The 25,916-nt window shown below is 70.4% G+C and carries 23 protein-coding genes and 1 pseudogene; 17 read left to right on the forward strand and 7 right to left on the reverse strand.

All coding sequences use genetic code 11. From position 1 onward, the window contains the following. The first annotated feature begins 2 nt into the window (after positions 1-2). The 7 genes and pseudogenes from AB0C82_RS16095 (at position 3) to AB0C82_RS16125 (ending at position 6,031) form a co-directional block, all read left to right on the forward strand. Positions 3-1,202, forward strand: a complete 1,200-nt coding sequence (locus AB0C82_RS16095; protein WP_362841540.1) for a helix-turn-helix domain-containing protein — start codon at positions 3-5, stop codon at positions 1,200-1,202. An 89-nt stretch (positions 1,203-1,291) separates the two neighbouring features. Further along, positions 1,292-2,206 (forward strand): ACP S-malonyltransferase, encoded by a 915-nt coding sequence (locus AB0C82_RS16100; protein WP_362842084.1) that lies wholly within the window; start codon positions 1,292-1,294, stop codon positions 2,204-2,206. A 13-nt stretch (positions 2,207-2,219) separates the two neighbouring features. Then, the gene (locus AB0C82_RS16105; protein WP_362841543.1) at positions 2,220-3,221 is read left to right on the forward strand and encodes a ketoacyl-ACP synthase III; all 1,002 of its coding nucleotides are present in this window, start codon (positions 2,220-2,222) and stop codon (positions 3,219-3,221) included. Positions 3,222-3,283: 62 nt separating this feature from the next. After that, positions 3,284-3,532: an acyl carrier protein gene (locus tag AB0C82_RS16110; RefSeq protein ID WP_307127216.1), complete on the forward strand. Its 249-nt coding sequence runs from the start codon at positions 3,284-3,286 to the stop codon at positions 3,530-3,532. Between the two features lie 79 nt (positions 3,533-3,611). Then, positions 3,612-4,874, forward strand: coding sequence for a beta-ketoacyl-ACP synthase II (gene fabF, locus AB0C82_RS16115; protein ID WP_362841546.1), 1,263 nt, complete (start codon positions 3,612-3,614; stop codon positions 4,872-4,874). Positions 4,875-5,131: 257 nt separating this feature from the next. Further along, a pseudogene (locus tag AB0C82_RS16120) lies at positions 5,132-5,407 on the forward strand (hypothetical protein); the annotation flags it as partial. A 12-nt stretch (positions 5,408-5,419) separates the two neighbouring features. Continuing rightward, positions 5,420-6,031 (forward strand): hypothetical protein, encoded by a 612-nt coding sequence (locus tag AB0C82_RS16125; RefSeq protein ID WP_362841549.1) that lies wholly within the window; start codon positions 5,420-5,422, stop codon positions 6,029-6,031. A 909-nt stretch (positions 6,032-6,940) separates the two neighbouring features. On the opposite strand, the gene AB0C82_RS16130 is transcribed toward AB0C82_RS16125, so the two are convergent. Continuing rightward, positions 6,941-7,435 carry a DUF3145 domain-containing protein gene (locus AB0C82_RS16130; RefSeq protein ID WP_362841552.1) on the reverse strand — a complete coding sequence of 165 codons (495 nt, stop codon included), beginning with the start codon at positions 7,433-7,435 and terminating at the stop codon, positions 6,941-6,943. A 372-nt stretch (positions 7,436-7,807) separates the two neighbouring features. Here AB0C82_RS16130 and AB0C82_RS16135 point away from each other — a divergent pair, with 372 nt between their 5' ends. Together AB0C82_RS16135 and AB0C82_RS16140 are read left to right on the forward strand one after the other, a co-directional pair. Beyond that, the gene (locus tag AB0C82_RS16135) at positions 7,808-8,725 is read left to right on the forward strand and encodes an SGNH/GDSL hydrolase family protein (protein WP_362841555.1); all 918 of its coding nucleotides are present in this window, start codon (positions 7,808-7,810) and stop codon (positions 8,723-8,725) included. An 11-nt stretch (positions 8,726-8,736) separates the two neighbouring features. Beyond that, on the forward strand, positions 8,737-9,759 hold the full coding sequence (locus AB0C82_RS16140) for an aldose epimerase family protein (protein WP_362841558.1): 1,023 nt from the start codon (positions 8,737-8,739) through the stop codon (positions 9,757-9,759). Positions 9,760-9,857: 98 nt separating this feature from the next. Here AB0C82_RS16140 and AB0C82_RS16145 read toward each other — a convergent pair whose 3' ends face one another. Then, positions 9,858-12,335 carry a glycoside hydrolase family 3 C-terminal domain-containing protein gene (locus tag AB0C82_RS16145; RefSeq protein WP_362841561.1) on the reverse strand — a complete coding sequence of 826 codons (2,478 nt, stop codon included), beginning with the start codon at positions 12,333-12,335 and terminating at the stop codon, positions 9,858-9,860. A 172-nt stretch (positions 12,336-12,507) separates the two neighbouring features. On the opposite strand from AB0C82_RS16145, the gene AB0C82_RS16150 reads away from it, so the two are divergent. Then, positions 12,508-13,083 carry a TetR/AcrR family transcriptional regulator gene (locus AB0C82_RS16150; RefSeq protein WP_362841564.1) on the forward strand — a complete coding sequence of 192 codons (576 nt, stop codon included), beginning with the start codon at positions 12,508-12,510 and terminating at the stop codon, positions 13,081-13,083. Positions 13,084-13,120: 37 nt separating this feature from the next. On the opposite strand, the gene AB0C82_RS16155 is transcribed toward AB0C82_RS16150, so the two are convergent. Both AB0C82_RS16155 and AB0C82_RS16160 read right to left on the reverse strand, forming a co-directional pair. After that, positions 13,121-13,729, reverse strand: coding sequence for a LysE family transporter (locus tag AB0C82_RS16155; protein ID WP_362841567.1), 609 nt, complete (start codon positions 13,727-13,729; stop codon positions 13,121-13,123). Between the two features lie 5 nt (positions 13,730-13,734). Beyond that, positions 13,735-14,514 carry an EI24 domain-containing protein gene (locus AB0C82_RS16160; protein ID WP_362841570.1) on the reverse strand — a complete coding sequence of 260 codons (780 nt, stop codon included), beginning with the start codon at positions 14,512-14,514 and terminating at the stop codon, positions 13,735-13,737. 111 nt (positions 14,515-14,625) lie between these two features. Here AB0C82_RS16160 and AB0C82_RS16165 point away from each other — a divergent pair, with 111 nt between their 5' ends. From AB0C82_RS16165 to mmsB, 6 genes are all read left to right on the forward strand, one after another. Beyond that, a complete protein-coding gene (locus AB0C82_RS16165) occupies positions 14,626-15,780 on the forward strand; it encodes a mandelate racemase/muconate lactonizing enzyme family protein (protein WP_362841573.1) in 1,155 nt (384 codons plus the stop codon). Beyond that, positions 15,777-16,796, forward strand: coding sequence for an alcohol dehydrogenase catalytic domain-containing protein (locus AB0C82_RS16170; RefSeq protein ID WP_362841576.1), 1,020 nt, complete (start codon positions 15,777-15,779; stop codon positions 16,794-16,796). Before AB0C82_RS16165 ends, AB0C82_RS16170 begins: the two co-directional genes overlap by 4 nt. A gap of 106 nt (positions 16,797-16,902) precedes the next feature. Further along, positions 16,903-17,904 (forward strand): hypothetical protein, encoded by a 1,002-nt coding sequence (locus tag AB0C82_RS16175; RefSeq protein ID WP_362841579.1) that lies wholly within the window; start codon positions 16,903-16,905, stop codon positions 17,902-17,904. 15 nt (positions 17,905-17,919) lie between these two features. After that, on the forward strand, positions 17,920-19,023 hold the full coding sequence (gene chvE / locus AB0C82_RS16180) for a multiple monosaccharide ABC transporter substrate-binding protein (RefSeq protein WP_362841582.1): 1,104 nt from the start codon (positions 17,920-17,922) through the stop codon (positions 19,021-19,023). Positions 19,024-19,040: 17 nt separating this feature from the next. After that, a complete protein-coding gene (gene mmsA, locus AB0C82_RS16185; RefSeq protein ID WP_362842086.1) occupies positions 19,041-20,585 on the forward strand; it encodes a multiple monosaccharide ABC transporter ATP-binding protein in 1,545 nt (514 codons plus the stop codon). 7 nt (positions 20,586-20,592) lie between these two features. Next, positions 20,593-21,819: a multiple monosaccharide ABC transporter permease gene (mmsB, locus tag AB0C82_RS16190; RefSeq protein ID WP_362841584.1), complete on the forward strand. Its 1,227-nt coding sequence runs from the start codon at positions 20,593-20,595 to the stop codon at positions 21,817-21,819. 110 nt (positions 21,820-21,929) lie between these two features. Here mmsB and AB0C82_RS16195 read toward each other — a convergent pair whose 3' ends face one another. The 3 genes from AB0C82_RS16195 to AB0C82_RS16205 form a co-directional block, all read right to left on the reverse strand. Further along, a complete protein-coding gene (locus tag AB0C82_RS16195) occupies positions 21,930-23,435 on the reverse strand; it encodes an alpha-N-arabinofuranosidase (protein WP_362841587.1) in 1,506 nt (501 codons plus the stop codon). 325 nt (positions 23,436-23,760) lie between these two features. Then, positions 23,761-24,189 (reverse strand): organic hydroperoxide resistance protein, encoded by a 429-nt coding sequence (locus AB0C82_RS16200; RefSeq protein ID WP_362841589.1) that lies wholly within the window; start codon positions 24,187-24,189, stop codon positions 23,761-23,763. Between the two features lie 98 nt (positions 24,190-24,287). Beyond that, a complete protein-coding gene (locus tag AB0C82_RS16205; RefSeq protein ID WP_362841592.1) occupies positions 24,288-25,307 on the reverse strand; it encodes an NADP-dependent oxidoreductase in 1,020 nt (339 codons plus the stop codon). A 110-nt stretch (positions 25,308-25,417) separates the two neighbouring features. Between AB0C82_RS16205 and AB0C82_RS16210 the strand changes: the two genes are divergently transcribed. Next, positions 25,418-25,855: a MarR family transcriptional regulator gene (locus AB0C82_RS16210; protein ID WP_362841595.1), complete on the forward strand. Its 438-nt coding sequence runs from the start codon at positions 25,418-25,420 to the stop codon at positions 25,853-25,855. Positions 25,856-25,916: the final 61 nt, after the last annotated feature.

Below are 25,916 nucleotides of genomic sequence, written 5' to 3' on the forward strand. Positions count from 1 at the left end.
CCGTGCCCCGACCCGATCCTGAGCAGCACGCTGCGAACAAAGCCCATCTGCACGCCGCGACGCTGAAGCGGCTGGAGCAGGCGTCCGGCCGGCTGGCCGCGAACGCGATCGCCCGCATGGACGACACGCTGCCGTGGTACCGGGCGATGCCACCGGAGAACCGGTCCTGGATCGGCCTGGTCGCCCAGGCGGGTATCGCGGCCTTCACCGAGTGGTTCCGGCACCCGGAGACCCCGCAGGCCATCTCCACCGACGTGTTCGGCACGGCCCCCCGCGAGCTGACCAGGGCCATCACCCTGCGCCAGACCGTCGAGATGGTGCGGACGACGATCGAGGTCATGGAGACCGCGATCGAGGAGGTCGCGGCGCCCGGCGACGAATCGGTACTGCGTGAGGCACTGCTCGTCTACGCCCGGGAGATCGCCTTCGCGACCGCCCAGGTGTACGCACAGGCCGCCGAGGCCCGTGGCGCGTGGGACGCCCGGCTCGAATCGCTCGTGGTCAACGCCGTCCTGTCGGGCGAGGCCGACGAGGGCGCCGTGTCCAGGGCCGCGGCCCTGGGCTGGAGCTCCCCCGAGCACGTCTGCGTGGTGCTCGGCACCGCGCCCGACGGCGACAGCGAACTGACGGTCGAGGCGATCCGCCGGGCCGCCCGGCACGCGAAGCTCCAGGTCCTCACCGGAGTCCTCGGCAACCGTCTGGTCGTCATCGCGGGCGGCAGCGACAACCCCCTGCACGTCGCCAAGGCGCTGATCGGCCCGTACGCGGCCGGTCCCGTCGTCGCCGGGCCCGTCGTACCCGACCTGCTCGCGGCCACCCGGTCCGCACAGGCGGCCGCAGCGGGACTCAAGGCGTGTTCCGCCTGGCAGGACGCACCGCGTCCCGTACTCTCGGACGATCTTCTTCCGGAACGCGCCATGGCCGGGGACCCTGCCGCGCGGGACCAGTTGGTGGAGGAGATCTACAGACCGCTGGAAGAAGCGGGATCGGCCCTCCTGGAGACGCTGAGTGTGTATCTGGAACAGGCGAGCAGCCTCGAAGGCGCCGCCCGGATGCTGTTCGTGCACCCCAACACCGTGCGCTACCGGCTGCGACGTGTGACCGACGTCACCGGATGGTCACCCTCTGATGTGCGGTCGGCGTTCACGCTCCGGATCGCCCTGATCCTGGGGCGCTTGGCCGCCGGCGATCCTCAGTCCTAGACTTTTGTCGGACTTCAACAATTCCCCCGACGGTTCTTCGTCCCTGTCCCCACGGGCGTCAGGGACCGTCCACAAGAGAGAGTGTGAGTGTGCTCGTACTCGTCGCTCCCGGCCAAGGCGCTCAGACGCCCGGCTTCCTGACTCCCTGGCTCGAACTCCCCGGTGCCACCGACCGCATCGCGGCCTGGTCCGACGCCATCGAGCTCGACCTTGCCCACTACGGCACGAAGGCCGACGCCGACGAGATCCGTGACACGGCGGTGGCTCAGCCGCTGCTCGTCGCCGCGGGTCTCCTGTCCGCCGCCGCGCTCGGCGCCTCGCCCGGTGTCGTCGCCGGTCACAGCGTCGGTGAGATCACCGCCGCCGCCCTCGCCGGTGTCATCGGCGACGAGGCGGCGCTCCGGCTCGTTCGCACCCGTGGACTCGGCATGGCCGAGGCCGCCGCGGTCACCGAGACGGGCATGGCCGCGCTCCTCGGCGGCGACCCCGAGGTATCGGTCGCGCACCTGGACAAGCTGGGTCTCACCCCGGCCAACGTCAACGGTGGCGGCCAGATCGTCGCCGCCGGCACCGCCGCGCAGATCGCCGCGCTGGTCGCGGATCCGCCCGAGGGCGTACGCCGTGTCGTGCCGCTCCAGGTGGCCGGCGCGTTCCACACGCACCACATGGCTCCGGCCGTCGAGAAGCTGCGCGTGGCCGCCGCCGGGCTGACCGTCGCCGACCCTGCCGTGACGTACGTGTCGAACGCCGACGGCAAGACCGTCGCCACGGGCACCGAGGTCATCACGCGGCTGGTCGGACAGGTCGCCAACCCGGTCCGCTGGGACCTGTGCATGGAAACGTTCCAGCAGCTCGGCGCCACGGCAATGATCGAGGTCTGCCCCGGCGGTACCCTCACCGGCCTCGCCAAGCGTGCGCTGCCCGGTGTGAAGACCCTCGCGCTCAAGTCCCCCGACGACCTCGAAGCGGCCCGCGCGCTCATGCTTGAGCACGCAGGCGCCTAAGGAGCCCGAGAGCATGTCGAAGATCAAGCCCAGCAAGGGCGCCCCGTACGCACGCATCATGGGTGTCGGCGGTTACCGCCCGACCCGTGTCGTGCCCAACGAGGTGATCCTCGAGACGATCGACTCGTCCGACGAGTGGATCCGTTCGCGCTCCGGCATCGCCACGCGTCACTGGGCCTCCGACGAGGAGACCGTGGCGGCGATGTCCATCGAGGCCTCGGGCAAGGCGATCGCCGACGCGGGGATCACGCCCGAGCAGATCGGCGGAGTGATCGTCTCCACCGTCTCGCACTTCAAGCAGACGCCCGCCGTCGCGACCGAGATCGCCCACAGGATCGGCGCGGGCAAGCCCGCCGCCTTCGACATCTCCGCCGGCTGCGCGGGCTTCGGCTACGGCCTGACGCTCGCCAAGGGCATGATCGTCGAGGGCTCGGCGGAGTACGTCCTCGTCATCGGCGTCGAGCGGCTGAGCGACCTCACCGACCTGGAGGACCGCGCGACGGCCTTCCTGTTCGGCGACGGCGCGGGCGCGGTCGTCGTCGGCCCCTCCAAGGAGCCGGCCATGGGCCCCACCGTCTGGGGCTCCGAGGGCGACAAGTCCGACACGATCAAGCAGACCGTGCCGTGGGACGAATTCCACACCGAGCGTCCGGAGAAGTTCCCCGCCATCACGCAGGAGGGCCAGGCGGTCTTCCGCTGGGCCGTCTTCGAGATGGCGAAGATCGCCCAGCAGGCGCTGGAGGCGGCCGGAATCACTGCGGACGACCTGGACGTCTTCATTCCGCACCAGGCCAACATGCGGATCATCGACTCGATGGTGAAGACCCTGAAGCTGCCCGAGCACGTCACGGTCGCCCGTGACGTGGAGACCACCGGCAACACCTCCGCCGCCTCGATCCCGCTCGCAATGGAGCGGCTCCTGGCGACCGGTCAGGCGAAGAGCGGCGACACCGCGCTCGTCATCGGCTTCGGGGCGGGTCTCGTCTACGCCGCAACGGTCGTTACCCTCCCCTAGTCACACCGGACCTTCTGGTCCGTACGCCCGAACCCTGAACAAACCCACCGAAGGAGTGCCACATGGCCGCCACTCAGGAAGAGATCGTCACCGGTCTCGCCGAGATCGTCAACGAGATCGCCGGTATCCCGGTCGAGGACGTCCAGCTGGACAAGTCCTTCACCGACGACCTGGACGTCGACTCGCTGTCCATGGTCGAGGTCGTCGTCGCCGCCGAAGAGCGCTTCGACGTCAAGATCCCGGACGAGGACGTCAAGAACCTCAAGACCGTCGGCGACGCCGCTGACTACATCCTGAAGAACCAGGGCTGATCCAGCCCAGGCTCGTGTGTCGCCACCCGGCGGTGGCGCCGCTGATTCACGACCCTCTACACGTGGAGAAGATTTTCCAGTGAGCCCGACCAATCGCACCGTGGTCGTCACCGGTATCGGCGCAACCACTCCGCTGGGTGGCGACACCGCATCGACCTGGGAGGGCCTGATGGCCGGCCGTTCCGGCGTCAAGCCCCTCGTGGGCGAGCAGTACGCGGAACTGCCCGTCCGGATCGCCGCCCTCGCGGCCGTCGACCCGGGCGATGTCCTGCCCCGCCCGCTCGCCCGCAAACTGGACCGCTCGGCGCAGTTCGCGCTGATCGCCGCCCGTGAGGCGTGGGCCGACGCGGGTTTCACCGGCAAGGCCGGTGACGACGAGAAGGTCCGCCCCGAGCGGCTCGGTTCGGTCATCGCCTCCGGCATCGGCGGCGTGACCACCCTGCTCGACCAGTACGACGTGCTGAAGGAGAAGGGCGTACGCCGCGTCTCCCCGCACACCGTTCCCATGCTCATGCCCAACGGCCCGGCGGCCAACGTCGGCCTGGAGGTCAACGCCCAGGCCGGTGTCCACACCCCGGTGTCCGCCTGTGCCTCGGGTGCCGAGGCCATCGGGTACGCCGTCGAGATGATCCGCACCGGCCGTGCCGACGTGGTCATCGCCGGTGGCACCGAAGCGGCGATCCACCCGCTGCCCATCGCGGCGTTCGCCAACATGATGGCCATGTCGAAGAGCAACGACGAGCCCGAGAAGGCCTCGCGCCCGTACGACACGGGCCGTGACGGCTTCGTCCTCGGCGAGGGCGCGGGCGTCGTCGTCCTGGAGTCCGCGGAGCACGCCGCCGCACGTGGCGTACGCGTCTACTGCGAGGTCGTGGGCCAGGGCCTGTCGGCCGACTCGCACCACATCGCGCAGCCCGAGCCCACGGGCCGCGGGATCGCCACCGCGATGCAGAACCTGCTCGACGCGACGGACCTCCGGCCGGCCGAGATCGTGCACCTCAACGCGCACGCCACCTCGACCCCGCTCGGCGACGTCGCCGAGATCAAGGCCCTGCGCAAGGTCCTGGGCGACGACCTCGACCATGTCGCGATCTCCGCGACCAAGTCGATGACGGGTCACCTGCTGGGTGGCGCGGGCGGTATCGAGACCGTCGCCACGGTGCTGGCGCTGCACAACCGCCTGGCCCCGCCGACCATCAACGTCGAGAACCTCGACGAGGCGGTGGAGGCGGACGTCGTCCGCGACAAGCCGCGCGCTCTGCCCGAGGAGCCGATCGCCGCGATCAACAACTCGTTCGGATTCGGTGGCCACAACGTGGTCCTGGCGTTCCGTTCGGTCTGACCTGTCGCCGCCGCGAGGCCCGCTTCCCGTTCCGGGAGGCGGGCCTCCCGCGTTGCGCGGGCCGTTACTCCGGGACTCGCGCTCCACCGGTCCGCCCTCCGAGAGGTTTCACCATTCCTCCCGCTGGTCCACATCACTGGGAGCAAGAGGCTCGCGGATCTCTTCGCCGCCGTCCAGAAGGGCTCGATCACGGCCGCCGCGTTCGCCGCCGCGGTCGGCGGGGCCGGGGGAGCGCCACCTACGACGCGGACATGATCAAGGCGGATCCCGCGAAGTTCGCGACCGACCTCAGCGGAACGGCGTTCAACGCGTCGCTGACCGCGCTGACCGTGGCGCCCAACCCGGTCACGGCCGGCCTGGCGATCGGCACGGGCCTTGTATACGGCGGCTGCCTGATCTGGGACAACCACGAGGCCATCGGCGACGGGATCGAGAAGGCCGGGGAATGGGTGGGCGACACGGCCTCGGACATCGGGGAGGGCGTCGCCGACGGGGCGAAGAAGCTGGGCAGCGCTCTCAACCCGTTCGACTAGCGAGGGAAAGACATGCACACGACCATCAGTCCGTTCACGCTCGCGTACTGGAAGGAGAAACAGCCGGCTGGGCTCACGAAGTTCGGCTGGCAGGGCACTTCCGCGGAGCTCGGTGACATCCGGGTGGTGTACCCGGCGGGCCGGGACTCGCCGAACGCGATCACCACGGACGCGCGCGGCGGCCGAATCCCCACGGCGACCTTCGAGACGCGCGGCCCGCACGCGGACGTCGTGTCGATGCCGACGCTCAACCGCTCGACGCTGCGCGTGGGGGACGGGCTCGTACGGATGAGCCGCAACCGGTGGGCGCCGACGCACCGGGGGCGCTCGCTGCGCATGACCTACCTGGGCGACGTGTACCGGCTCAAGGCCGTCAACCGCCGGGCGTACGAGCTGTCCAGGCAGGCCGACTCCGAAGACCCCGGTTCGGTCATCACGGTGCGGCAGTCGGGTCTCGGAAGCGGCAAGAGGATGACCGTGCAGGCCGCGGGCCGGGTCCTGCCCGCCGACATCTCCCTCGCGGTCGTCTTCACCGGAGTCGACCGGTCCGTACTCACGCGGCGCGGCGCCGTACGGGCGGGCATGTCGAGGATCTTCAACTTCTGGGCCGAGTCCCAGTCCTGAGCGACTACCAAGTGAGTGTGTATGCCTTCGTTCGACATTTCCAGGTCCCGCTTCCGGCTGGCCGACGAGCATCTGATCGTGCTCTCCGAGCTGGCCGCGGGGAACGCGTCGCCCGACGAGTTCGTGGCGGCACGTAAGGAGCTGGTGGCCTGCGGCCTGATCAACGAGGAGGGGAAGCTCTCCCCTCTGCTGCTGCCGCTGATGAAGACGGTCCTCACTCCGGGGGTGATCATCTCGCTGGAGGCGGCGGGCAGGCAGGGGAAGCTGCACCACGGCCTCCTCATCGGCGAGGAGCACGTCGTCGCGCACGAGGCGTGGCCCGGCACCGCCGAAGCCGAGTACTCCTGCGTCGAGCCGAAGATGCTGGTGTGGAAGCTCGCCGACATGGTGAACCTTCAACAGTCCTCGACCGGCCGTGACACCGCCGACTCGGTCGTCGAGACGACCATCGGCACCGTCGAGGCGGGGCTGGCGGTCCTGGAGGGAGAGCCGCTCGTCCGGTCGGCCGAGGAGGAGCGCGAGGCCGTCCACCGGGCGCTCGCGACGGGCGGCCGTCTCGGCGAGCCGGGACTGGCCCTCCTCACCGGCCTGATCTGCGAGCTGCGTTCGAGCTGGCGCCTGACCTCGGCCTGGCGCGCTCACGCCGGGGGTCAGGACGGTACGGAGACGCGCGGCTTCGCCGTCTGGGACTGCGGCCCCTTCGGCTACTGGCTGCGCGAGCTGCCCACCGAGCCCGTACCCGAGGAGCGGGTCACGCCGGCCGCCCCCTTCAGGCTCGTCCGCGTGGACGCCAGGACCATCTGGACACGGATCACGGGGCTCCTGCCGGACGCGAGCGAGCTGCGGCAGGCCGCCGGCCGGCCGGGCGCGGTTGAGCGCCTTCCGTTCAGGCCGGGCTGGGAGGGCGCGTCACACCACCTGGTGCAGCCACCGCACCGGCGCGCCCTCGCCCGCGTGGCGGAAGGACTCCAGTTCGTCGTCCCAGGGCTTGCCGAGCAACTTGGCGACCTCGGCCTCCAGGTCCGTCTCGCCGCGTACGGACCGGGCGAGCGCGGCCCGCAGCCGGTCCTCGGGGATCAGGATGTCACCGTGCATTCCGGTCACCGCGTGGAAGATGCCGAGCCCGGGCGTCGAGCTGTAGCGCTCGCCCTCGGCCGTCGCGGACGGCTCGGCCGTCACCTCGAAGCGCAGCATGTCCCAGCCCCGCAGCGCCGACGCGAGCTCCGACGCCGTGCCGGGGCGGGCCTGCCAGGAGAATTCGGACCGCCAGGTGCCGGGGGCGGCCGGCTGTCTGATCCAGTCCAGCTGGACCCGCAGACCGAGGACACCCGCCACCGCCCATTCGACATGTGGGCACAGCGCGCGCGGTGCGGAGTGAACGTACAGAACTCCACGTGTCGTCACCGGGACCTCCAGTGTGGGACGAAGTTCGCCTTGGCCAGCGGCCTCGTACCCGTACCGCCTCTTCCCGGTCGGCTCCCGAGGTTGTCATCAGTAAACAGCATCGGGAGTTAATCTCCTGAAAAAGGACAGTATGTGACGAGATGTAACGAATCGGAGCCACCCGTATGTACGCGGTGAGCAGAGCTCCACTGGGCCGACGGGGAAAAGCTACCGTGCGCCGGGGCCGGGTGTGTGACGTACCGTCGGTCCTGGGCCCATGATTCGCACAGCTTTCACCCGGCAGGGCGCGCGGGCCCGCCACCTGCGCCGCAGGGGTTTGCCCGAGGCATGGCCAGCGGCATAACCAGGGACTTCGACCGGAGGGGACCAGGAATGCCGGAACGTTCGTCACGCCGTCGCGGGCACGCGGCCGTTGCCGCACTGGCGGCGCTGTCCCTCACCGGGGGCCTGACGCTGGCGGGCTGCTCCAGCGGCTCCGAAGGGCAGAAGGAACGCGCTTCGGACGCCGCACGCCGGGCCTCCCCCGCCGCGGCGCCCCTCTGGGACCGCACGCCGGCCTCGGTCGCCGCCGTCGGGGACTCCATCACCCGTGGCTTCGACGCCTGCTCGGTGCTGGCCGACTGCCCTGAGGTCTCCTGGGCCACCGGCACGGACAGCGGGGTGCGCAGCCTCGCGGTGCGGCTGCTCGGTGCTTCGAAGGCCGCCTCGCACAGCTGGAACCACGCTGTCTCCGGCGCCCGGATGGCGCAGCTGCCGGAGCAGATGGCGCTGGCGGCGCAGGAGAAGCCGGAGCTGGTGGCCGTCATGATCGGCGCCAACGACGCGTGCCGGGACTCGGCGCGGATCATGACCCCGGTGACGGACTTCCGGGCCTCGTTCGAGGCGTCGATGCGGCAGCTGCGGGCCACCGCCCCGAAGGCGCAGGTGTACGTGTCGAGCGTGCCGGACCTGAAGCGCCTCTGGTCGACGGGGCGCACCAACGAGCTGGGCAAGCAGATCTGGAAGCTCGGGATCTGCAGGTCGATGCTGGGCGACGCGGACAACATGGGCGCGGCGGCCGTTGCACGCCGGGACGCGGTGCGTAAACGGGTGGTCGCGTACAACCGGGTCCTGGAGGACGTCTGCGCGAAGGACGCGCGCTGCCGGTACGACGGCGGGGCCGTCTTCGACTACCGCTTCACCGGGAAGCAGCTCAGCCGCTGGGACTGGTTCCACCCGGGGCGCGACGGTCAGGCCAGGCTGGCAGAAATCGCTTACCGCAATGTCACGGCCGCCGGACCACCCGCGTAGGGTCCCTGATCATGACGACGGGTACGACGGACACGCCGGGTACGACGGGCACGCACATACACGCGGAGGACTACTCCGCCCTCGCCGACGGCACGGCCGTCAGGCGCTGGACGCTGGAGCGGGACGGCACGCGGGTGCGCGTGCTGACGTACGGCGGCATCCTTCAGTCGGCCGAGGTGCCGGACCGGGACGGCGTCCGCGGTCCTGTGGCCCTGGGGCTGCCGGATCTCGCGGCGTACGAGGAGTTCTCGGGGCCCTACTTCGGGGCCCTGGTCGGGCGGTACGCGAACCGGATCGCGGGCGCCGGGTTCGTGCTGGACGGGACGGACGTCCGGGTCACGCCGAACGAGGGCCCCAACCAGGTGCACGGTGGGCCCAGGGGCTTCGACAAGCGGGTGTGGGACGCGCGGGAGGTCCCGGACGGTGTGTGCCTCTCGCTGGTCGCCGAGGACGGCGAGGAGGGCTTCCCAGGGCGGCTCGCGGTCTCGGTGACGTACGGCCTGGAGCCCGGCGGGGCGCTGCGGATCGACTACCGGGCGACGACGGACGCGCCCACGGTGGTGAACCTGACGAACCACACGTACTGGAACATGGCCGGTGCGGACGGCACGAGCGCCCTCGGGCACGAACTGCGGATCGCGGCCGGGGCGATCACCCCGGTGGACGGCGACTCCCTGCCGACCGGCGAACTCGCCCCGGTCGGGGGGACCCGGTTCGACTTCCGGGAGCCGAAGGCGGTGGGCGCCGGGTACGACCACAACTACGTGCTCGACGGCTCCCCCGCGGACGGGGTGGCGGCGGAGCTGTACGCGCCCGCTTCGGGTCGCGTCCTGACAGTCCGTACGACGGAGCCGGGGATGCAGCTGTACACCGCGGACCACTTCGAGGGCCGGCCCTTCGGGCCGTGCGCGGGCATCGCGCTGGAGACCCAGCACTTCCCGGACTCGCCGAACCGGCCGGAGTTCCCCAGCACGGTGCTGCGGCCGGGCGAGGAGTTCACTTCCACGACCGTGTACGGCTTCTCGGTGCGCTGACCGTAGGCACGCGGTGAGCGCGCTTGCGTGAGCGCGCTTGCGTGAGCGGGCTCCGTGGGCGGAGGGGCTTCCCTCCGCCCACGGGAGCTCCAGGGCCTCTAGTCCTTGATCTCCACCGGCGCGGTGAGCCGGATGTCGGCGACGGAACGGGCCGCCTGCACCTGGTAGGTGCCGGGGAGCAGTTGCCACCCGTAGGCGTCCTCGTCCCAGATCTCGTACGCCCGCCGGTCCAGCGCAACCGTGACCTCGGCCGTCTCCCCCGGAGCCGCCTCGACGCGGGCGAAGCCGGCCAGTTGGCGGGCGGGGCGGCCCGCGGTGTCCGTCTCGGGCGCCAGATACAGCTGGACGGTCTCGGCGCCGGCGCGCGCGCCCGTGTTGCGGACACGGACGGTGGCGGCCTCCGGGGTGGCGTGCAGGGATTCGTAGGCCCAGGTGGTGTAGCCGAGGCCGTGGCCGAAGGGGTACGCGGGGGTCGCGGCGGCCCGCTCCCAGGCCCGGTAGCCGATGAAGACGCCCTCGTCGTAGTGGAGTTCACCGTCGGTGGGGGCCGTACCCGAGACCGGGGCGTCGGCGAGGGTGGCCGGCCAGGTGGTGGGGAGCCGGCCGCCCGGTTCGGCGCCGTCCACGCCGAGCAGGACGTCGGCGAGGGCGTGCCCCGCCTCCTGTCCCGGGAACCAGCTGAGCAGCACGGCGGCGACCTCGTCGCGCCACGGGAGCTCCACCGGGGAACCGGAGTTGACGACCACGACCGTCTTCGGGTTGACCGCGGCCACCGCCCGCACCAGCTCGTCCTGATGGCCGGGGAGCGCCAGATCCGTACGGTCGAAGCCCTCGGACTCGACGTGTTCCGTGGTGCCCACGACGACGACGGCGATGTCGGCGGCGCGGGCCGCGTCGGCCGCCTCGGCGATCAGTTCGGCGGGGTCACGGCGCGGACCGAGATGGACGAGCGCGAACGAGACACCGGGGATCGGTGAGTCGGCTCCGAGGGTGTCGGGCACCTGCCGGAGGGAGACCTCTACGGGGACGCCCCGGGTGAGAGTGACCCGGCCGCGTTCGACGGGGTTGCCGAAGAACGCCTCGCCCGGGTCGCTGGAGCCGGTGACCCGGTGCACCCCGTCGTACAGGGTCTCACCGGCGACGCTCAGGGTGAGGGCGCCGGTGCCACGCGTCCCGAAGGTGTGCTCGCCGCTCTCGCGCGGCACGAAGGTGCCGGTCACCTCGACGCTGTGGAGCGTGTCGAGGGTGACGCCGTCCGGCACGTCCGTGCCGACCCACTGGACGGAGCCGCTGGGCAGCGGGGCCGTGGCGAGGACGGCGCCCGACCGGTCCGAGCAGACCGCCTTCAGCTCGAAGCCCTGCTCGGCCGGGGCGAGCCGGTCGTTCGGGTCGGCGCCGACCTGGTAGTCGACCGCGCCTTCCGGGAGCGCGGCGGTGAGGCCGTCGAGCGGGGAGACGACGTGGTCGGGGAAGACCTGGGCCGATCCGCCGCCGAGGACGCGGGCGTCCCGGGCCAGGGCGCCGCTGAGAGCGATCCTGCGAACGGTCCCGGGGCGCACGGGCAGTACGGCGCCCTCGTTGCGTACGAGGACGAAGGAGCGGCGGGCGATCTCGCGGGCCAGCGCCTCGCCGTCGATGCCCACCGGGTGGTCGGCCGGATCGACGACGGGCGGGGCGCCGTCGAGGACGCCGACGCGGGCGGCGAGCAGCAGGACGTTGCGCACGGCGCTGTCGACCACCGCCTCGTCGACCTGACCGGCCCGGACGGCGGCGGCGAGCCCGTCCCCGTACACCGTCCTCGGTCCAGGCATCGCGACGTCGAGGCCGCCGGTGATGGCGCCCACGGTGGAGCGGGCGGCCAGCCAGTCGGAGACGACGAAGCCGTCGAAGCCCCACTCGCCGCGCAGCACCGCGTTCTGCAGGTAGTGGTGCTCGGTCATGGTGGAGCCGTTGACCTGGTTGTAGGCCGCCATGATGCCCCACGGGTGGGCGTTCTTGACGATCCGCTCGAAGGGGGCGAGGTAGAGCTCGCGCAGCGGGCGCGGGGCGACGATGTTGTCGACGGTGAAGCGGTCCGTCTCGGCGTCGTTGGCCACGAAGTGCTTGACGGTGGTGCCGACCCCGCCCTCCTGCACCCCGCGCACATAGCCGGTGCCGATCTCGCCCGTGAGATAGGGGTCTTCGCTGTACGCCTCGAAGTGGCGTCCGCCGAGTGGGGACCGGTGCAGGTTGACGGTGGGCGCCAGGAGGACGTGGACGCCCTTGCGGCGGGCTTCCTGGGCAAGCAGCCGGCCGGCTCGGCGGGCGAGTCCGGCGTCCCACGTCGCCGCGAGGGCGGTGGGCGAGGGCAGGGCCACGGAGGGGTCGTCGGCGCTCCAGCGGACACCGCGTACACCGATCGGGCCGTCGGACATCACGAGCGACCCGAGTCCGATCGCGGGCAGCGCGGGCAGCGACCACATGTCCTGGCCGGCCAGGAGCCGCGCCTTGTCGTCGAGGCCGAGTGCGGCGAGCGCCGCCTCCACCGCGGCACCGCGGACCGCCTCGGGCGTGCTGGATGGGGACGCGTCTGCCACGGCCTTACCTCCTCGTCGAGTTACTGCTCCACTGCGAAGGTCTCCATAGTGACGTCGGTCCAGGTAACCCGGTAGTTTTGGTTACCACTTCGTTACCTTGCGGTTTCCGCGCCCTCCGGATGCCGTACGGTCCTGCTGACAGGGGGCCGATGCGCACAGGAAGGGGCCGGCGATGGTACGGGCCAGGAGCGAGGAACGGCGGGCGGAGATCCTCCGCGCCACCCTCGAAGTCATCGCCGAGCGCGGCTACCGCGGAGCCACTCTGAGCGCGGTGGCCGAGCGGGTGGGCCTCAGCCAGCAGGGGCTGCTGCACTACTACCCCACCAAGGAGGCGCTGCTCGTCGCCGTGCTGGAGGACCGCGACCGGTGGGACACCGGCGGGGGCGGAAGCCGCGGGGAGGGCCCGTGGCCGCTCGAACTGCTGGGCTCGCTCGTGGAGTACAACGCGATGCGTCCCGCCATCGTCCAGACCTTCTCGGCGCTGCTCGGCGAGAGCGTGACCGAGGAGCATCCGGCGCGGGAGTTCTTCACCCTGCGCTACACGCAGGTCCGGGCGGACATGGCTGCCTCGCTCCGGGCGGAGCACGGCGAGGAGCTGCCGGGCGGGCTGACACCCGAGCGTGCGGCCACTCTGATGGTGGCGGTGATGGACGGCCTGCAGTACCAGTGGCTGCTGGACCCGGAGGCGGTGGACATGCCGGGGGCGTTCCACGACTTCCTGCGGCTGTTGCGCGAACAGCGGGACTGACGGGAAGGAAAGCGGGACCGACGGGAAGGACCGCGGTTCAGCGGGCCAGTCCCAGGGTGACGCCGAGGCCCACGAGCACGGAGCCGATGGACCGGTTGAGGATCTTCTGCCGGCGCAGCATCGCCGCCCGCAGGTGCGAGTGGGAGAAGAACAGTGCCACCAGGCCGAACCAGCCGAAGTGCGCCACGGACATGAAGACTCCGTAGCCCGCCTGCCGCCAGAGCGCCGTGTCCGGGCCGACGACCTGGGTGAAGGTGGAGACCACGAAGAGCGTCGTCTTGGGGTTCAGCGCGTTGGTGAGGAAGCCGGCGCGCAGCGCGCCGAACGGGCTCAGCCCGGACGCCGGGGCCAGGTCGACGGAGAGGTCGTTGCGGGCGAAGAACGTGCGGACCCCGATGTAGACGAGGTACGCCGCTCCCGCCAGCTTGATCGCCGTGAACAGCGCGGTGGAGGACGCGATCAGCAGGCCCACGCCGAGCATCGTGTACGAGACGTGGACGAGGACGCCCGCGGCGACTCCGGTGGCGGCCAGGACGCCGGTCCTGCGCCCGTACAGATAGCTGTTGCGGACGACCATCGCGAAGTCGGCGCCCGGACTGATGACGGCGAGGACGGTGATGAGGGCTACCGCGAGGATCTCGGTCATGGCCGTCAGCCCTTGTTCAGCGTGTACGGGACCGCCGGTTCCGCGTCGTCCTGCCCCACCAGGTCACGGACCAGCAGCGTGGCTCCGGCGACGGCGCCCGGCATCAGGAACACCGCGACGAACGGGACGAGGAAGGACAGCGTGAGCGGGACGCCGAAGCCGAGGACCAGCAGGCGCCGGCCGCGCAGCAGGGTGAGCCGGTCCGCGAGGACCATGCCCCGGCGCTGGAGGGCGACCGAGGTCAGTTCCTGGGCGAGGAAGTAGCCGGAGACGCAGAAGCCGATGGCCGGCACGACGGTCTGCCCGATCACCGGGATGAATCCGAGGGCGAAGAGCAGCACCCCGTACAGCGCGACGCGCAGCAGGACGCGCAGGGAGTCGCGGGCGGAGATCCACAGTTCGCGCCAGAGCGGCAGACTCGATTCGGGGACCTCGCCGCCCTCGCTGCGGTCGACCGCCTCGGAGAGCGACTCGTAGAACGGCTGGCCGACCAGGAGGGTCACCGCGGTGAAGGTGATCACCGCGAGGAAGAGGCCGAAGACGAAGACCAGCACGACGAGGGTGTTGCGCAGCAGGCCGAGCCAGGGCGAGGACCAGTCGTCGGCGAACGGGGTCGCCCAGCCGACGAAGTCGTCCGCGCCGTAGCCGAGTCCGACCAGCGCGCCCGCGTATACGACGAGGGTGATCAGTCCGGGCAGCAGCCCGAACCCCAGCCACCGGCCGTGCCGGAACGCCCAGCGCTGACCCTTCATCAGATAGCCGAAGCCCACCCCGAGATCACTCATGCGGGTCAGCGTACTTGTGTGACCCATTGACACGTGCCCTGGCCCGTCATTACGGTCACGCCAGCATTTCGAACGAGTGACGAAATATCGAACAACCGAGAGGCGTCTTCCGTGCGCATCACCGGAATCAGCACGCATGTCGTCGGCACCCCATGGCGCAACCTCACCTACGTCCAGGTCCACACCGACGAAGGCCTCACCGGTGTCGGTGAGACCCGGATGCTCGGACGTACGGACGCGCTGGTCGGGTACCTGCGCGAGGCGGCGGCGAACCACGTCACCGGCTCCGACCCGTTCGCGGTGGAAGATCTCGTACGCCGCATGAAGTACGGCGACTACGGGCGGGCCGGGGAGATCGTCATGTCGGGCATCGCCGTCATCGAGATGGCGTGCTGGGACATCAAGGGGAAGGCGCTCGGCGTCCCGGTCTGGCAGCTGCTCGGCGGGAAGGTCACCGACCGGGTCAAGGCGTACGCCAACGGCTGGTACACCACCGAGCGGACCCCCGAGGCCTACCACAAGGCCGCGCAGGCGGTCGTGGAGCGCGGCTACCGGGCGCTGAAGATCGACCCGTTCGGTACGGGCCACTTCGAGCTGGGCCAGGAGGAGACCCGGTACGCGGTGTCCCTCATCGAGGCCGTGCGCGACGCCATCGGCCCCGACACCGAACTGATGCTGGAGATGCACGGCCGGTTCAGCCCGTCGACCGCGGTGCGGATCGCCCGCGAGATGGCGCCGTTCCGCCCCGCGTGGCTGGAGGAGCCGGTGCCGCCGGAGAACCTGAAGGCGCTGAGCAAGGTCGCCGGGAAGGTCGATCTGCCGATCGCGACCGGCGAGCGCATCCACGACCGCGTCGAGTTCCGTGAGCTCTTCGAGTCGCAGGCCGCCGACATCATCCAGCCGGACGTCGGTCACATCGGCGGCATCCTGGAGGCCCGCAAGCTCGCGGCGACCGCCGAGACGCACTACATGCTGATCGCCCCGCACAACGTGGGCGGCTCCGTGCTGACCGCCGCCAGCCTCCAGCTGGCCGGCTGCACACCCAACTTCAAGATCCTTGAGCACTTCAACGACTTCGCGGACGCCGACATCAAGAAGGTCGTGAAGGGGGCGCCCCAGGTCGACCCGGCCACCGGCTGCTTCGAGCTGTCGCACGCCCCGGGGCTCGGCGTCGAGCTCGATGTCGACGCTGCCGCCGAATTCCCGCAGCAGCAGGCGCGGTTCGACCTGTGGGCCGACGGCTGGGAGAAGAGGCAGCCCAAGTGACCTCCCTTTCTCGCTCGTTGGTCGTGGACCGGCCGGGGCAGCACCGCCTCGCGACGGCTCCCCTTCCCGAGCCGGGGCCCGGCGAGGTCAGGGTGCGGGTCGCCGCGGCCGGGATCTGCATGAGCGACCGAGAGGTGTACGACGGCCATCGCGACGCGGACTACGTCCGCTATCCGGTGGTGCCGGGCCACGAGTGGTCGGGCACCGTCGACGCGGTGGGCGAGGGGGTCGATCCGGCGTTGACCGGCCGGCGGACGGTCGCGGAGGGGTTCCGGTCCTGCGGGCGGTGCGAGCGCTGCCGCAGCGGTGAGACCTCGCTGTGCACGGCGGGATACGACGAGACGGGGTTCACCCGGCCCGGCGCCTTCGCCGACCACGTCGTGGTCCCGGCCCGGTTGCTGCACCTGCTGTCCGACGACGCCGACCTGCGGGCCGCCGCCCTGCTGGAACCGGCGGCCGTGGTCGCCGCCGCGGTACGCGCCGGGGCTCCCGAGCCCGGTGAGCGCGTCGCCGTGGTGGGGGCGGGCACGCTGGGGCTGCTCGCCGTGCAGCTGCTGGCCGCCGTGTCGCCCGGCGAGCTGACGGTGATCGACCCGCGGGAGGAACGGGCCGCCCTGGCCCTGGAGTTCGGGGCGAGTGACACACGTACCCCCGAGCAGGCCGAGGAGGCGCGCGGCGGCTACGACCTGGTCGTGGAGACGGCCGGGGCGGCGACCACCGCCGCCGACGCCTGCCTGCTGGCGCGGCGCGGCGGGCGCGTGGTGCTCACGGGCATGTTCACGCCGGGAGCCGTGGGGATCGACCCGGTCCACCTGTCGCTGAGCCAGCTCACCGTCCGCAGCGTGTTCGGGGCGTCGTCGTCGGCGTGGTCGTACGCGGTGCGGGCGTTCACCGCGGGGCTCCTGGATCCGGCGCCGCTGATCACCCACGAGTTCCCGCTGGAGCGGTTCGCGGAGGCCGTGGCGCTCGTCGGCGCCGGCGGACCGGAGACCGGCAAGGTGCTGCTGCGCCCGTGACGGGCCCACCTGATCCGCACGCCGGTACGGAGGCGGACGACGACCCCCGTACCGGCGTGCACCCACCCTTCCCTTGTCCCGAATCATCGAATATGAAGGATCAGCCGTGAACGACGCCACAGCTTCTCCCCCCGGCCCGCGCCGCCCAGGCGACTCGGCGCTCACCGCGCTGGGCCTCGGCGCCGCGGCCCCGTCCCCCGCCGACGCCTCGCCCCACACCTTTCCCGACGGGGGCCGCTGGCGTACGGAGATCCCGTCCGTGGAGGGCCCGGACGCGCTCGGCGTCGTACTGAAGGAGTCGGCCGAACTCGGTGTCCCCGTGCACCGGATCAGCCAGGGCAGCGGCATCTGGATGCTCACCGACGCCGAGATCACCGAGATGGTGGCGGGCTGCGCGGAACGCGACATCGAGCTGTGCCTGTTCACCGGGCCGCGCGGCACGTGGGACACCGGCGCCTCCACCCGTACGGACTCCGGCGGCGCGGGGCTGCGGGCCCGGGGCCACGACGGCCTCGCCGGATGCGTCGAGGATGCCGTGCGGGCGACCGAGCTGGGCGTGAAGTGCCTGCTCATCGCCGACGAAGGGGTCCTGTGGACCCTGCACCGGATGCGCGACGAGGGGATGATCCCCGCCGACACCACGCTCAAGGTCTCCGCACTCATCGGTTCGGTGAACCCGGCCGCCGTACAGGTCCAGGAGCGCCTGGGCGCCGACTCGGTCAACGTGCCGTCCGACCTGACGCTCGCCCACTTCACGGAGATCCGGCGAGCCAGCCGCGTACCCCTCGATCTGTACGTCGAGGCTCCGGACGACCTGGGCGGATACGTCCGGATGTACGAGGCGGCCGAGCTGATCCGGCGCGGCGCCCCGCTCTACCTGAAGTTCGGGCTCAGCAAGTCGCCCGGCATCTACCCGTACGGCAGACACCTGCGCGAGCTGGCGCTCGCCACCGCGCGGGAGCGGGTCCGCCGCGGCCGGCTCGTACTCGACCTGCTCGCCCGGCACGGCGCCGACGGCGGCATGTCGCCGCTCGGCTCCCGGCTCCCGGGCGAACTGCACCGCTTCCCCACCAGCCCGGAACTGTCCGGAACTGTCCGGAACCACTGAGAGGCACTGATCACGATGCGTATACGCGGAGCCGCCGTAGCCGCAACCGCCGTCACCCTGGGGCTCGTTCTGACCGCCTGCGGCCAGGAGGCCAGAGGTGGCAGCCGCTACAAGGCCGATGACGCCAAGGGCGGGACCATCGGCCTCGCCATGCCGACGAAATCCTCGGAACGCTGGATCGCCGACGGCCGCAACATGGCCTCGCAGTTCAAGAAGGCCGGGTACGAGACCGACCTCCAGTACGGCGACGACAAGGTGGAGAACCAGGTCGCCCAGCTGGAGAACATGATCACCAAGGGGCACCGGCTGCTCGTCGTCGGCGCGATCGACGGCTCCGCACTCTCCGACGTCCTCCAGAAGGCGCACGACGCGGGAATTCCCGTCATCTCCTACGACCGCCTGATCACGGGCACGAAGAACATCGACTACTACGCCTCCTTCGACAACGAGAAGGTCGGCGAGCTCCAGGGCCAGTACATCCTGGACCGGCTGGGGCTGGAGAAGCCGGAGAAGGGCTCCGGCGACACGTTCGACATCGAGCTGTTCGCCGGGTCGCCCGACGACAACAACACCAAGTACTTCTGGAACGGCGCCATGAAGGTGCTCACCCCGTACCTGGAGTCCGGACAGCTCGTGGTCCGCAGCAAGCAGACGCGGCTCAACCAGGCCACCACCCTGCGCTGGGACGGCGGCACCGCGCAGAAGCGGATGGACGACCTGATCAGCAAGAGCTACGGCACCGAGAAGGTCGACGCCGTCCTCTCGCCGTACGACGGCATCTCGATCGGCATCATCTCGGCCCTGAAGAGCGCCGGGTACACGGGCAAGGAGCTGCCCGTCGTCACCGGTCAGGACGCCGAGCTCGCCTCCGTCAAGTCCATCATCGCCGGTGAGCAGACACAGACCGTCTTCAAGGACACCCGTGAGCTCGCCAAGCAGGCCGTGCAGATGGGCGACGCGGTTCTCACCGGGAAGAAGCCCGAGGTCAACAACGTGAGCGACTACAACAACGGCGTGAAGACCGTGCCTTCGTATCTGCTGAAGCCGGTCTCCATCGACCAGGAGAACACCGATCTCCTGGTCGACGAGGGGTACTTCACCGCGGGACAGCTCAAGTGAGCCGCCCCGCACTGGAGATGCGCTCCATCACCAAGACCTTCCCCGGGGTCACGGCGCTCTCCGAGGTGAACCTCACCGTGCGCGCCGGGGAGATCCACGCGATCTGCGGCGAGAACGGCGCGGGCAAGTCCACCCTCATGAAGGTGCTCAGCGGGGTCCACCCGCACGGCAGTTACGAGGGCGAGATCCTCTTCGAGGGCGAGCCCGTCGCCTTCAAGGACATCCGGGCCAGCGAGCGCCACGGCATCGTGATCATCCACCAGGAACTGGCGCTCGTCCCGTACCTGTCGATCGCCGAGAACATCTTCCTCGGCAACGAGCAGCGCGGCAGGCGCGGCTTCATCGACTGGAACGGCACCCTGCGCGAGGCCACGCGGCTGCTCAGGCGGGTGGGACTGCCGGAGAATCCGCAGACCCCGATCTCGGACATCGGCGTCGGCAAGCAGCAGCTGGTGGAGATCGCCAAGGCCCTGTCGAAGGAGGTGAAGCTGCTCATCCTGGACGAGCCGACCGCCGCGCTCAACGACGAGGACAGCGCCAAGCTGCTCGGACTCATCCGGGAGCTGCGTGAGCAGGGCATCGCGTGCATCATCATCTCCCACAAGCTGACCGAGATCCGGGAGATCGCCGACTCGGTGACGATCCTGCGCGACGGCCGGACCATCGAGACGCTCACCGTGCGGGAGACCGCCGAGTCCGAGCCGGAGCTTTCGGAGGACCGCATCATCCGCGGCATGGTCGGCCGCGACCTCGATCACCGTTTCCCCGAGCGGACGGGGTACGAGGGCGAGCAGGGCACGGCGCTGAAGGTGAGCGGCTGGACCGTCCGGCATCCCGTGGACCACCAGCGCAAGGTCGTCGACGACGTCTCGCTGACCGTGCGCCGGGGCGAGATCGTCGGGATCGCGGGTCTGATGGGCGCGGGCCGCACCGAGCTGGCCATGTCGGTGTTCGGCCGGTCGTACGGGAGTTACGTCGCCGGGGACGTGGAGGTCAACGGCAAGGCGGTCCGTACGAAGACCGTGCCGGAAGCGGTCGCGGCGGGCATCGCGTACGTCACCGAGGACCGCAAGACGTACGGCCTCAACCTCATCGACAACATCAACCGCAACATCTCGCTGGCCTCACTGCCCGGGATGACCAGACGCGGCGTCGTCGACGAGCACCACGAGCGCCGGGTCTCCGAGCGCTATCGCGCCTCGATGAACATCAAGGCGCCCACGGTCTTCGAGCAGGTGGGCCGGCTCTCCGGCGGCAACCAGCAGAAGGTCGTGCTGAGCAAGTGGGTCCATGCCGACCCCGAGGTGCTGATCCTCGACGAACCCACCCGGGGGATCGACGTCGGGGCGAAGTTCGAGATCTACAGCGTCATCGACAAGCTGGCGGCCGACGGCAAGGCGGTGCTCTTCATCTCCTCGGAGCTGCCCGAACTCCTCGGCATGTGCGACCGGATCTACACGATGGCCGAAGGCCGGCTGACCGGTGAGATCGACCGCGCGGACGCCACCCAGGAAGCCCTGATGCGCCGGATGACGCGCCAGACGTCAGAGAACAAGAGCTGAGGCCGCCATGACGACCACGACCACACCGCCCAAGGACGCCACCTCGCCGTCCGCGACACAGCCCGCCCTGCAGGTGCTCGCGCAGAGCGTGCGCGCCAACATGCGCCAGTACGGGATGCTCATAGCCCTCGTCTTCATCGTCGTGCTGTTCCAGATATGGACCGACGGCACGCTGCTGCTGCCCAACAACGTCTCCAACCTGATCCAGCAGAACGGCTACATCCTCATCCTGGCCATCGGGATGATGATCGTGATCATCTCCGGTCACATCGACCTGTCCGTCGGCTCACTGGTCGCCTTCGTCGGCGCCATGTCGGCGGTGATGATGGTCAAACACGACATGCCGTGGGTGCTCGCGCTCGTCCTCTCGCTGCTCATCGGCGCGGCGGCGGGGGCCTGGCAGGGCTACTTCATCGCGTATCTCGGCATCCCGTCGTTCATCGTGACGCTGGCCGGGATGCTGCTCTTCCGGGGTCTGACGCAGATCGTGCTCGGCGGCCAGTCGCTGTCGCCGTTCCCTGAGGGCTTCCAGAAGATCGCCAAGGGCTTCATCCCGGAGATGGGCCCTTACACGCAGTATCACAACCCGACGCTCCTCATCGGTCTGGCCGCGATCGCCTTCCTGCTCATTCGTGAATGGCGGGACCGCAAGCGCCAGTTGGCCTACGAGCTGGAGGTCCTCCCGACCGGCCTGTGGGCGGCGAAGTGTGTGGCGATGACCGCCGCGGTCCTCGCCTTCACCCTGACGCTCGCGAGCTTCCACGGTGTGCCCGTGGTCATGCTGATCATGTGCGCACTGCTGCTGGGCCTCGGTTACGTCATGCGCAACGCGGTCGTCGGCCGCCATGTGTACGCGCTGGGCGGCAACAAGGCCGCGGCGATGCTCTCGGGCGTCAAGGACAAGAAGGTCACCTTCCTCGTCTTCGTCAACATGGGCGTCCTCGCGGCGCTCGCCGGCTGTGTCTACGCGGCCCGGCTGAACGCGGGCACCCCGCAGGCGGGGCTCAACTTCGAACTGGAGGCGATCGCGGCCGCGTTCATCGGTGGCGCGTCGATGAGCGGCGGCGTCGGCACCGTGATGGGGGCCGTGATCGGCGGCCTGGTCCTGGGTGTCCTCAACAACGGGATGTCCCTGGTCGGCATCGGCACCGACTACCAGCAGGTCATCAAGGGTCTCGTGCTGCTCGCGGCGGTGGGCTTCGACGTCTGGAACAAGCGCAAGGCCGGCTCGTAACCTCCCTTCGCGGCCTCCCCTCGCACGGGAGGCGGTCCGGGCCTCAGGAGCGGCGCCCTCCCTGAACGTGGGGGGCGCCGCTCCTGTTCCGCGCGTCCTCTCCGGCGGCGTCAGACCAGCCGGATCATGTTCCAGGACATGGGCTCCAGGGTGGCCGTCAGCGTGGAGCCGGTGAGCGTGGTGCCCGCGGCGGGGTGCGGGGTGACGCGGCCGGGTGCGTCCCGGGTGTTGCGGGCCTCCGGGTCCGCGTCGGCGAGGACGCTGTGCTCGGCGATGCCCGTGAGGCCGAGGCCGTGCAGGTCGACCTCCAGCGGCAAGGCCTCCGTCCGGCCCCGGTTGACCGCGAACACGGTGACGGAGCCGTCCTCGCCGCGTACCGCGGTGGCGTGCAGCAGGTCGGCCTCGCCGTACTTCGCCGTCTCGTACGTGGGCGAGTCCACCCGGACGTCGAGGACCTGGCCCCGCCCGTGCTTCGACGCCTGGGCGAAGGGGAAGAACGTGGTCTGCCGCCAGGCGGGGCCGCCCGGCTCGGTCATGATCGGGGCGATGACGTTGACGAGCTGGGCGAGACAGGCGACCGCCACCCGGTCCGCGTGGCGGAGCAGGGCGATCAGCAGCGAGCCGAAGACGACGGCGTCGGTGACCGAGTAGACGTCCTCCAGGAGGCGCGGGGCCTCCTGCCACTCCTCGAAGTCGTCCGGGTCGGGCCTGTCGAGGTACCAGACGTTCCATTCGTCGAAGGAGATGTTGATCTTCTTCTTGGACTTGAGCCGCGCTCCCACGTGGTCGCAGGTCGCGACGACGTTCTCGATGAAGGACTCCATCCCGACGGCGGAGGCCAGGAAGGAGTCCCGGTCGCCGTCGGTCTCCCAGTAGTAGGCGTGCATCGAGACGAGGTCGACCAGGTCGTACGTCTCCTTGAGCACCGTCGCCTCCCACTCGGCGAAGGTGTCCATCGAGGAGCTGGAGGAACCACAGGCCACCAGCTCCACGTCCGGGTCGATCCGGCGCATCGCGCGGGCGGTCTCCGCCGCGACGCGGGCGTACTCCTCGGGTGTCTTGTGGCCGGTCTGCCAGGTGCCGTCCATCTCGTTGCCGAGACACCACAGCCGGATGCCGAACGGGTCCTTGTCGCCGTGCTCTACGCGCCGGTCCGACAGTGCGGTGCCGCCGGGGTGGTTGGCGTACTCCTGGAGCTCGACGGCCTCGGCGACGCCCCGCGTACCGAGGTTGACGGCCATCATCGGCTCGGCCTCCGGTCCGGCCTTCCGCACGAAGCCGATGAACTCCCTCAGCCCGAACCGGTTGGACTCGGTGGTCCGCCAGGCCAGGTCCAGCCGGCGCGGGCGGTCCTCGACGGGGCCGACACCGTCCTCCCAGCGGTAGCCCGAGACGAAGTTGCCGCCCGGGTAGCGGATGGCCGTGGGGCCCAGTTCACGGATCAGTTCGAGCACATCGCCGCGCAGCCCCGCCTCGTCGGCGGTGGGATGGCCGGGCTCGTGGATGCCGGTGTAGACGCAGCGTCCGAGGTGCTCGACGAAGGAGCCGAAGAGGCGGGGGTTCACCTCGCCGACGGTGAAGGAGGGGTGGAGGGTGAAGCGTGCGGTTCGGGTCATGAATCCCTCGTCATGTGTGTGCGGAAGGGAGGGCGTGGCAGAGCCTCCTGACGCGGCCGGCCACCGAGCCCGCCGGTCAGCCGCCTCCGGTCGAGGTCAGGCCGCCCCACGTCCTGCCCGCCCTTCTTGTTCGACATATCGAATGACGCTCGTAACTTCGGACGGACCGTAAAATCGATTCAACGGCACGTCAATGGGTTGCGCGAAGATCTCGGACAACCGCCGGTACGCCGAACGGTGAGGGGCAGTCAGGCGACGATCCGCCCCGCCGCACGACGAAGGACCGCACCCCGGACGGGGTGCGGTCCTTCGGACGTTCCGCGGATCAGGCCGCCGAGAGGGCGACCTTGATGTTGCCTCGGGTCGCGCTCGAGTACGGGCAGACCTGGTGCGCCTTCTCGACCAGCGACTGGGCCGTGGCCCGGTCGACGTTCGGGATGGTCGCCGTGATCGCGACCTGCAGGCCGAATCCGCCCGCCTCGGTCTTGCCGATACCGACGGAAGCGGTCACGGTCGATCCGGAGATGTCCGCCTTCTCCTGACGCGCGACCACACCCAGGGCGCCCTGGAAGCAGGCGCTGTAGCCCGCCGCGAAGAGCTGCTCCGGGTTGGTGCCCGCGCCGCTGCCGCCCATCTCCTTCGGCGGGTTGACGACGACGTCGAGCTTGCCGTCGTCGGTGGCGACCCGTCCGTCGCGGCCGTTCTGCGCGGTGGCCACGGCGGTGTAGGCGACGTCTATCTGCTGAATGGTCATGCCGAGGATTCCTCCTGCTGATGCGCCGCGACTCGCGCCCACGATCGCGACGGCCTGCCGGAGAGCCTAACGGGTGACCCGGAGCGGCGGGATGGCGGTCAGACCAGCGAGACGATCATCTTGCCGGTGTTCTCGCCGCGCATCAGGCCGAGGAACGCCTCGAAGCCGTTCTCGATGCCCTCGACGGTCGTCTCGCGGTACTTCAGCTCGCCGGAGGCCAGCCAGCCGGCGACGTCCTTCACGAACTGCGGCTGGAGCGCGGCGTGGTCGTTCACGAGCATCCCCTGGAGACGCAGCCGCTTCCCGATGACCAGCGCGAGGTTGCGCGGGGCCGGGGAGGGCTCCGTGGCGTTGTACTGGGCGATCATTCCGCAGATGGTGGCGCGGCCGTGCACGTTGAACGAGGAGAGCGCCGCCTCCAGGTGCTCGCCGCCGACGTTGTCGAAGTAGACGTCGATCCCGTCCGGGGCGGCTTCGCGCAGCTGCTGGCCGACGGGCCCGTTCTTGTAGTTGAACGCGGCGTCGAAGCCGTACTCCTCGACGAGGAGCTTGACCTTCTCATCGGAGCCGGCCGAGCCGATGACCCGCGCCGCACCCTTGATCCTGGCCAGCTGGCCGACCTGGCTGCCGACGGCACCGGCCGCGCCGGAGACGAAGACGGTGTCGCCCTCCTTGAAGGACGCGACCTCGAACAGGCCCGCGTAGGCGGTGAGTCCGGTCATGCCGAGCACACCGAGGTAGGCGGAGAGCGGGGCGAGGGAGGCGTCGACCTTCACCGCGTGCTTGGCCGGGACCTCTGCGTACTCACGCCAGCCGAGACCGTGCAGGACGTGGTCACCGACGGCGAAACCCTCGGCGTCGGAGGCGATGACCTCGCCGACCGCGCCGCCGTCCATGGGGTGGTCGAGCTTGAAGGGCGGGGTGTACGACTTCACGTCGTTCATCCGGCCGCGCATGTAGGGGTCGACCGAGAAGTACAGGTTGCGGACGAGAACGCGACCCTCGGCCGGGGCGGTGACGGGGGCCTCACGCAGCGCGAAGTCCTCGGCCACGGGCCAGCCGCTCGGACGGGCGACGAGGTGCCATTCGCGGCTGGAGGTGGGAAGTGCTGCAGACATGGGCTCGGTCTCCTAGATGCCTTCCGGAGAAGCAGAAAATGCTTCATGACGTGAAACAACCATGCGCCTGAATATTTCACGTTGTCAAGCAAGTGCGTATCCTGTGTGTCATGGCCACCCCGCGCACAGACCCCCTGACCCTCGAAGTGGTCGAGCTGATCGGCACCGTAGTGGCGCGCTACTACGAGGAGTACGAGCGGGCGGCGGCCGCGCACGCGCTCACAGGCGCGCAGGCCCGGGTGCTCGGGCTGCTCTCCATGGAACCGATGCCCATGCGGAAGATCGCCCGGAAGCTGCGGTGCGAGCCGTCGAACATCACCGGGATAGTGGACCGCCTGGAGGCCCGCGGCCTCGTGGAACGGCGGCCCGACCCGTCCGACCGGCGCGTGAAGCTCGCCGCGCCCACCGACGAGGGCATCGGGACCGCACGCCGGCTGCGCGAAGCCCTCGGCTTCGCCCGCGAGCCCCTCGCCGAGCTGTCGGACGAGGAGCGCACGGTGCTGCGGGACCTGCTGCGCCGGATGCTGGGCGCCGACGTGATCCCGTAGCCGCCATGGCCCGTGAGCCGGCGCGGCCGTGTGCGACGACGCGCGTGACGCCTACCCGTCG

The sequence above is a fragment of the Streptomyces sp. NPDC048560 genome, from assembly GCF_040650955.1.
Lineage (GTDB): Bacteria > Actinomycetota > Actinomycetes > Streptomycetales > Streptomycetaceae > Streptomyces.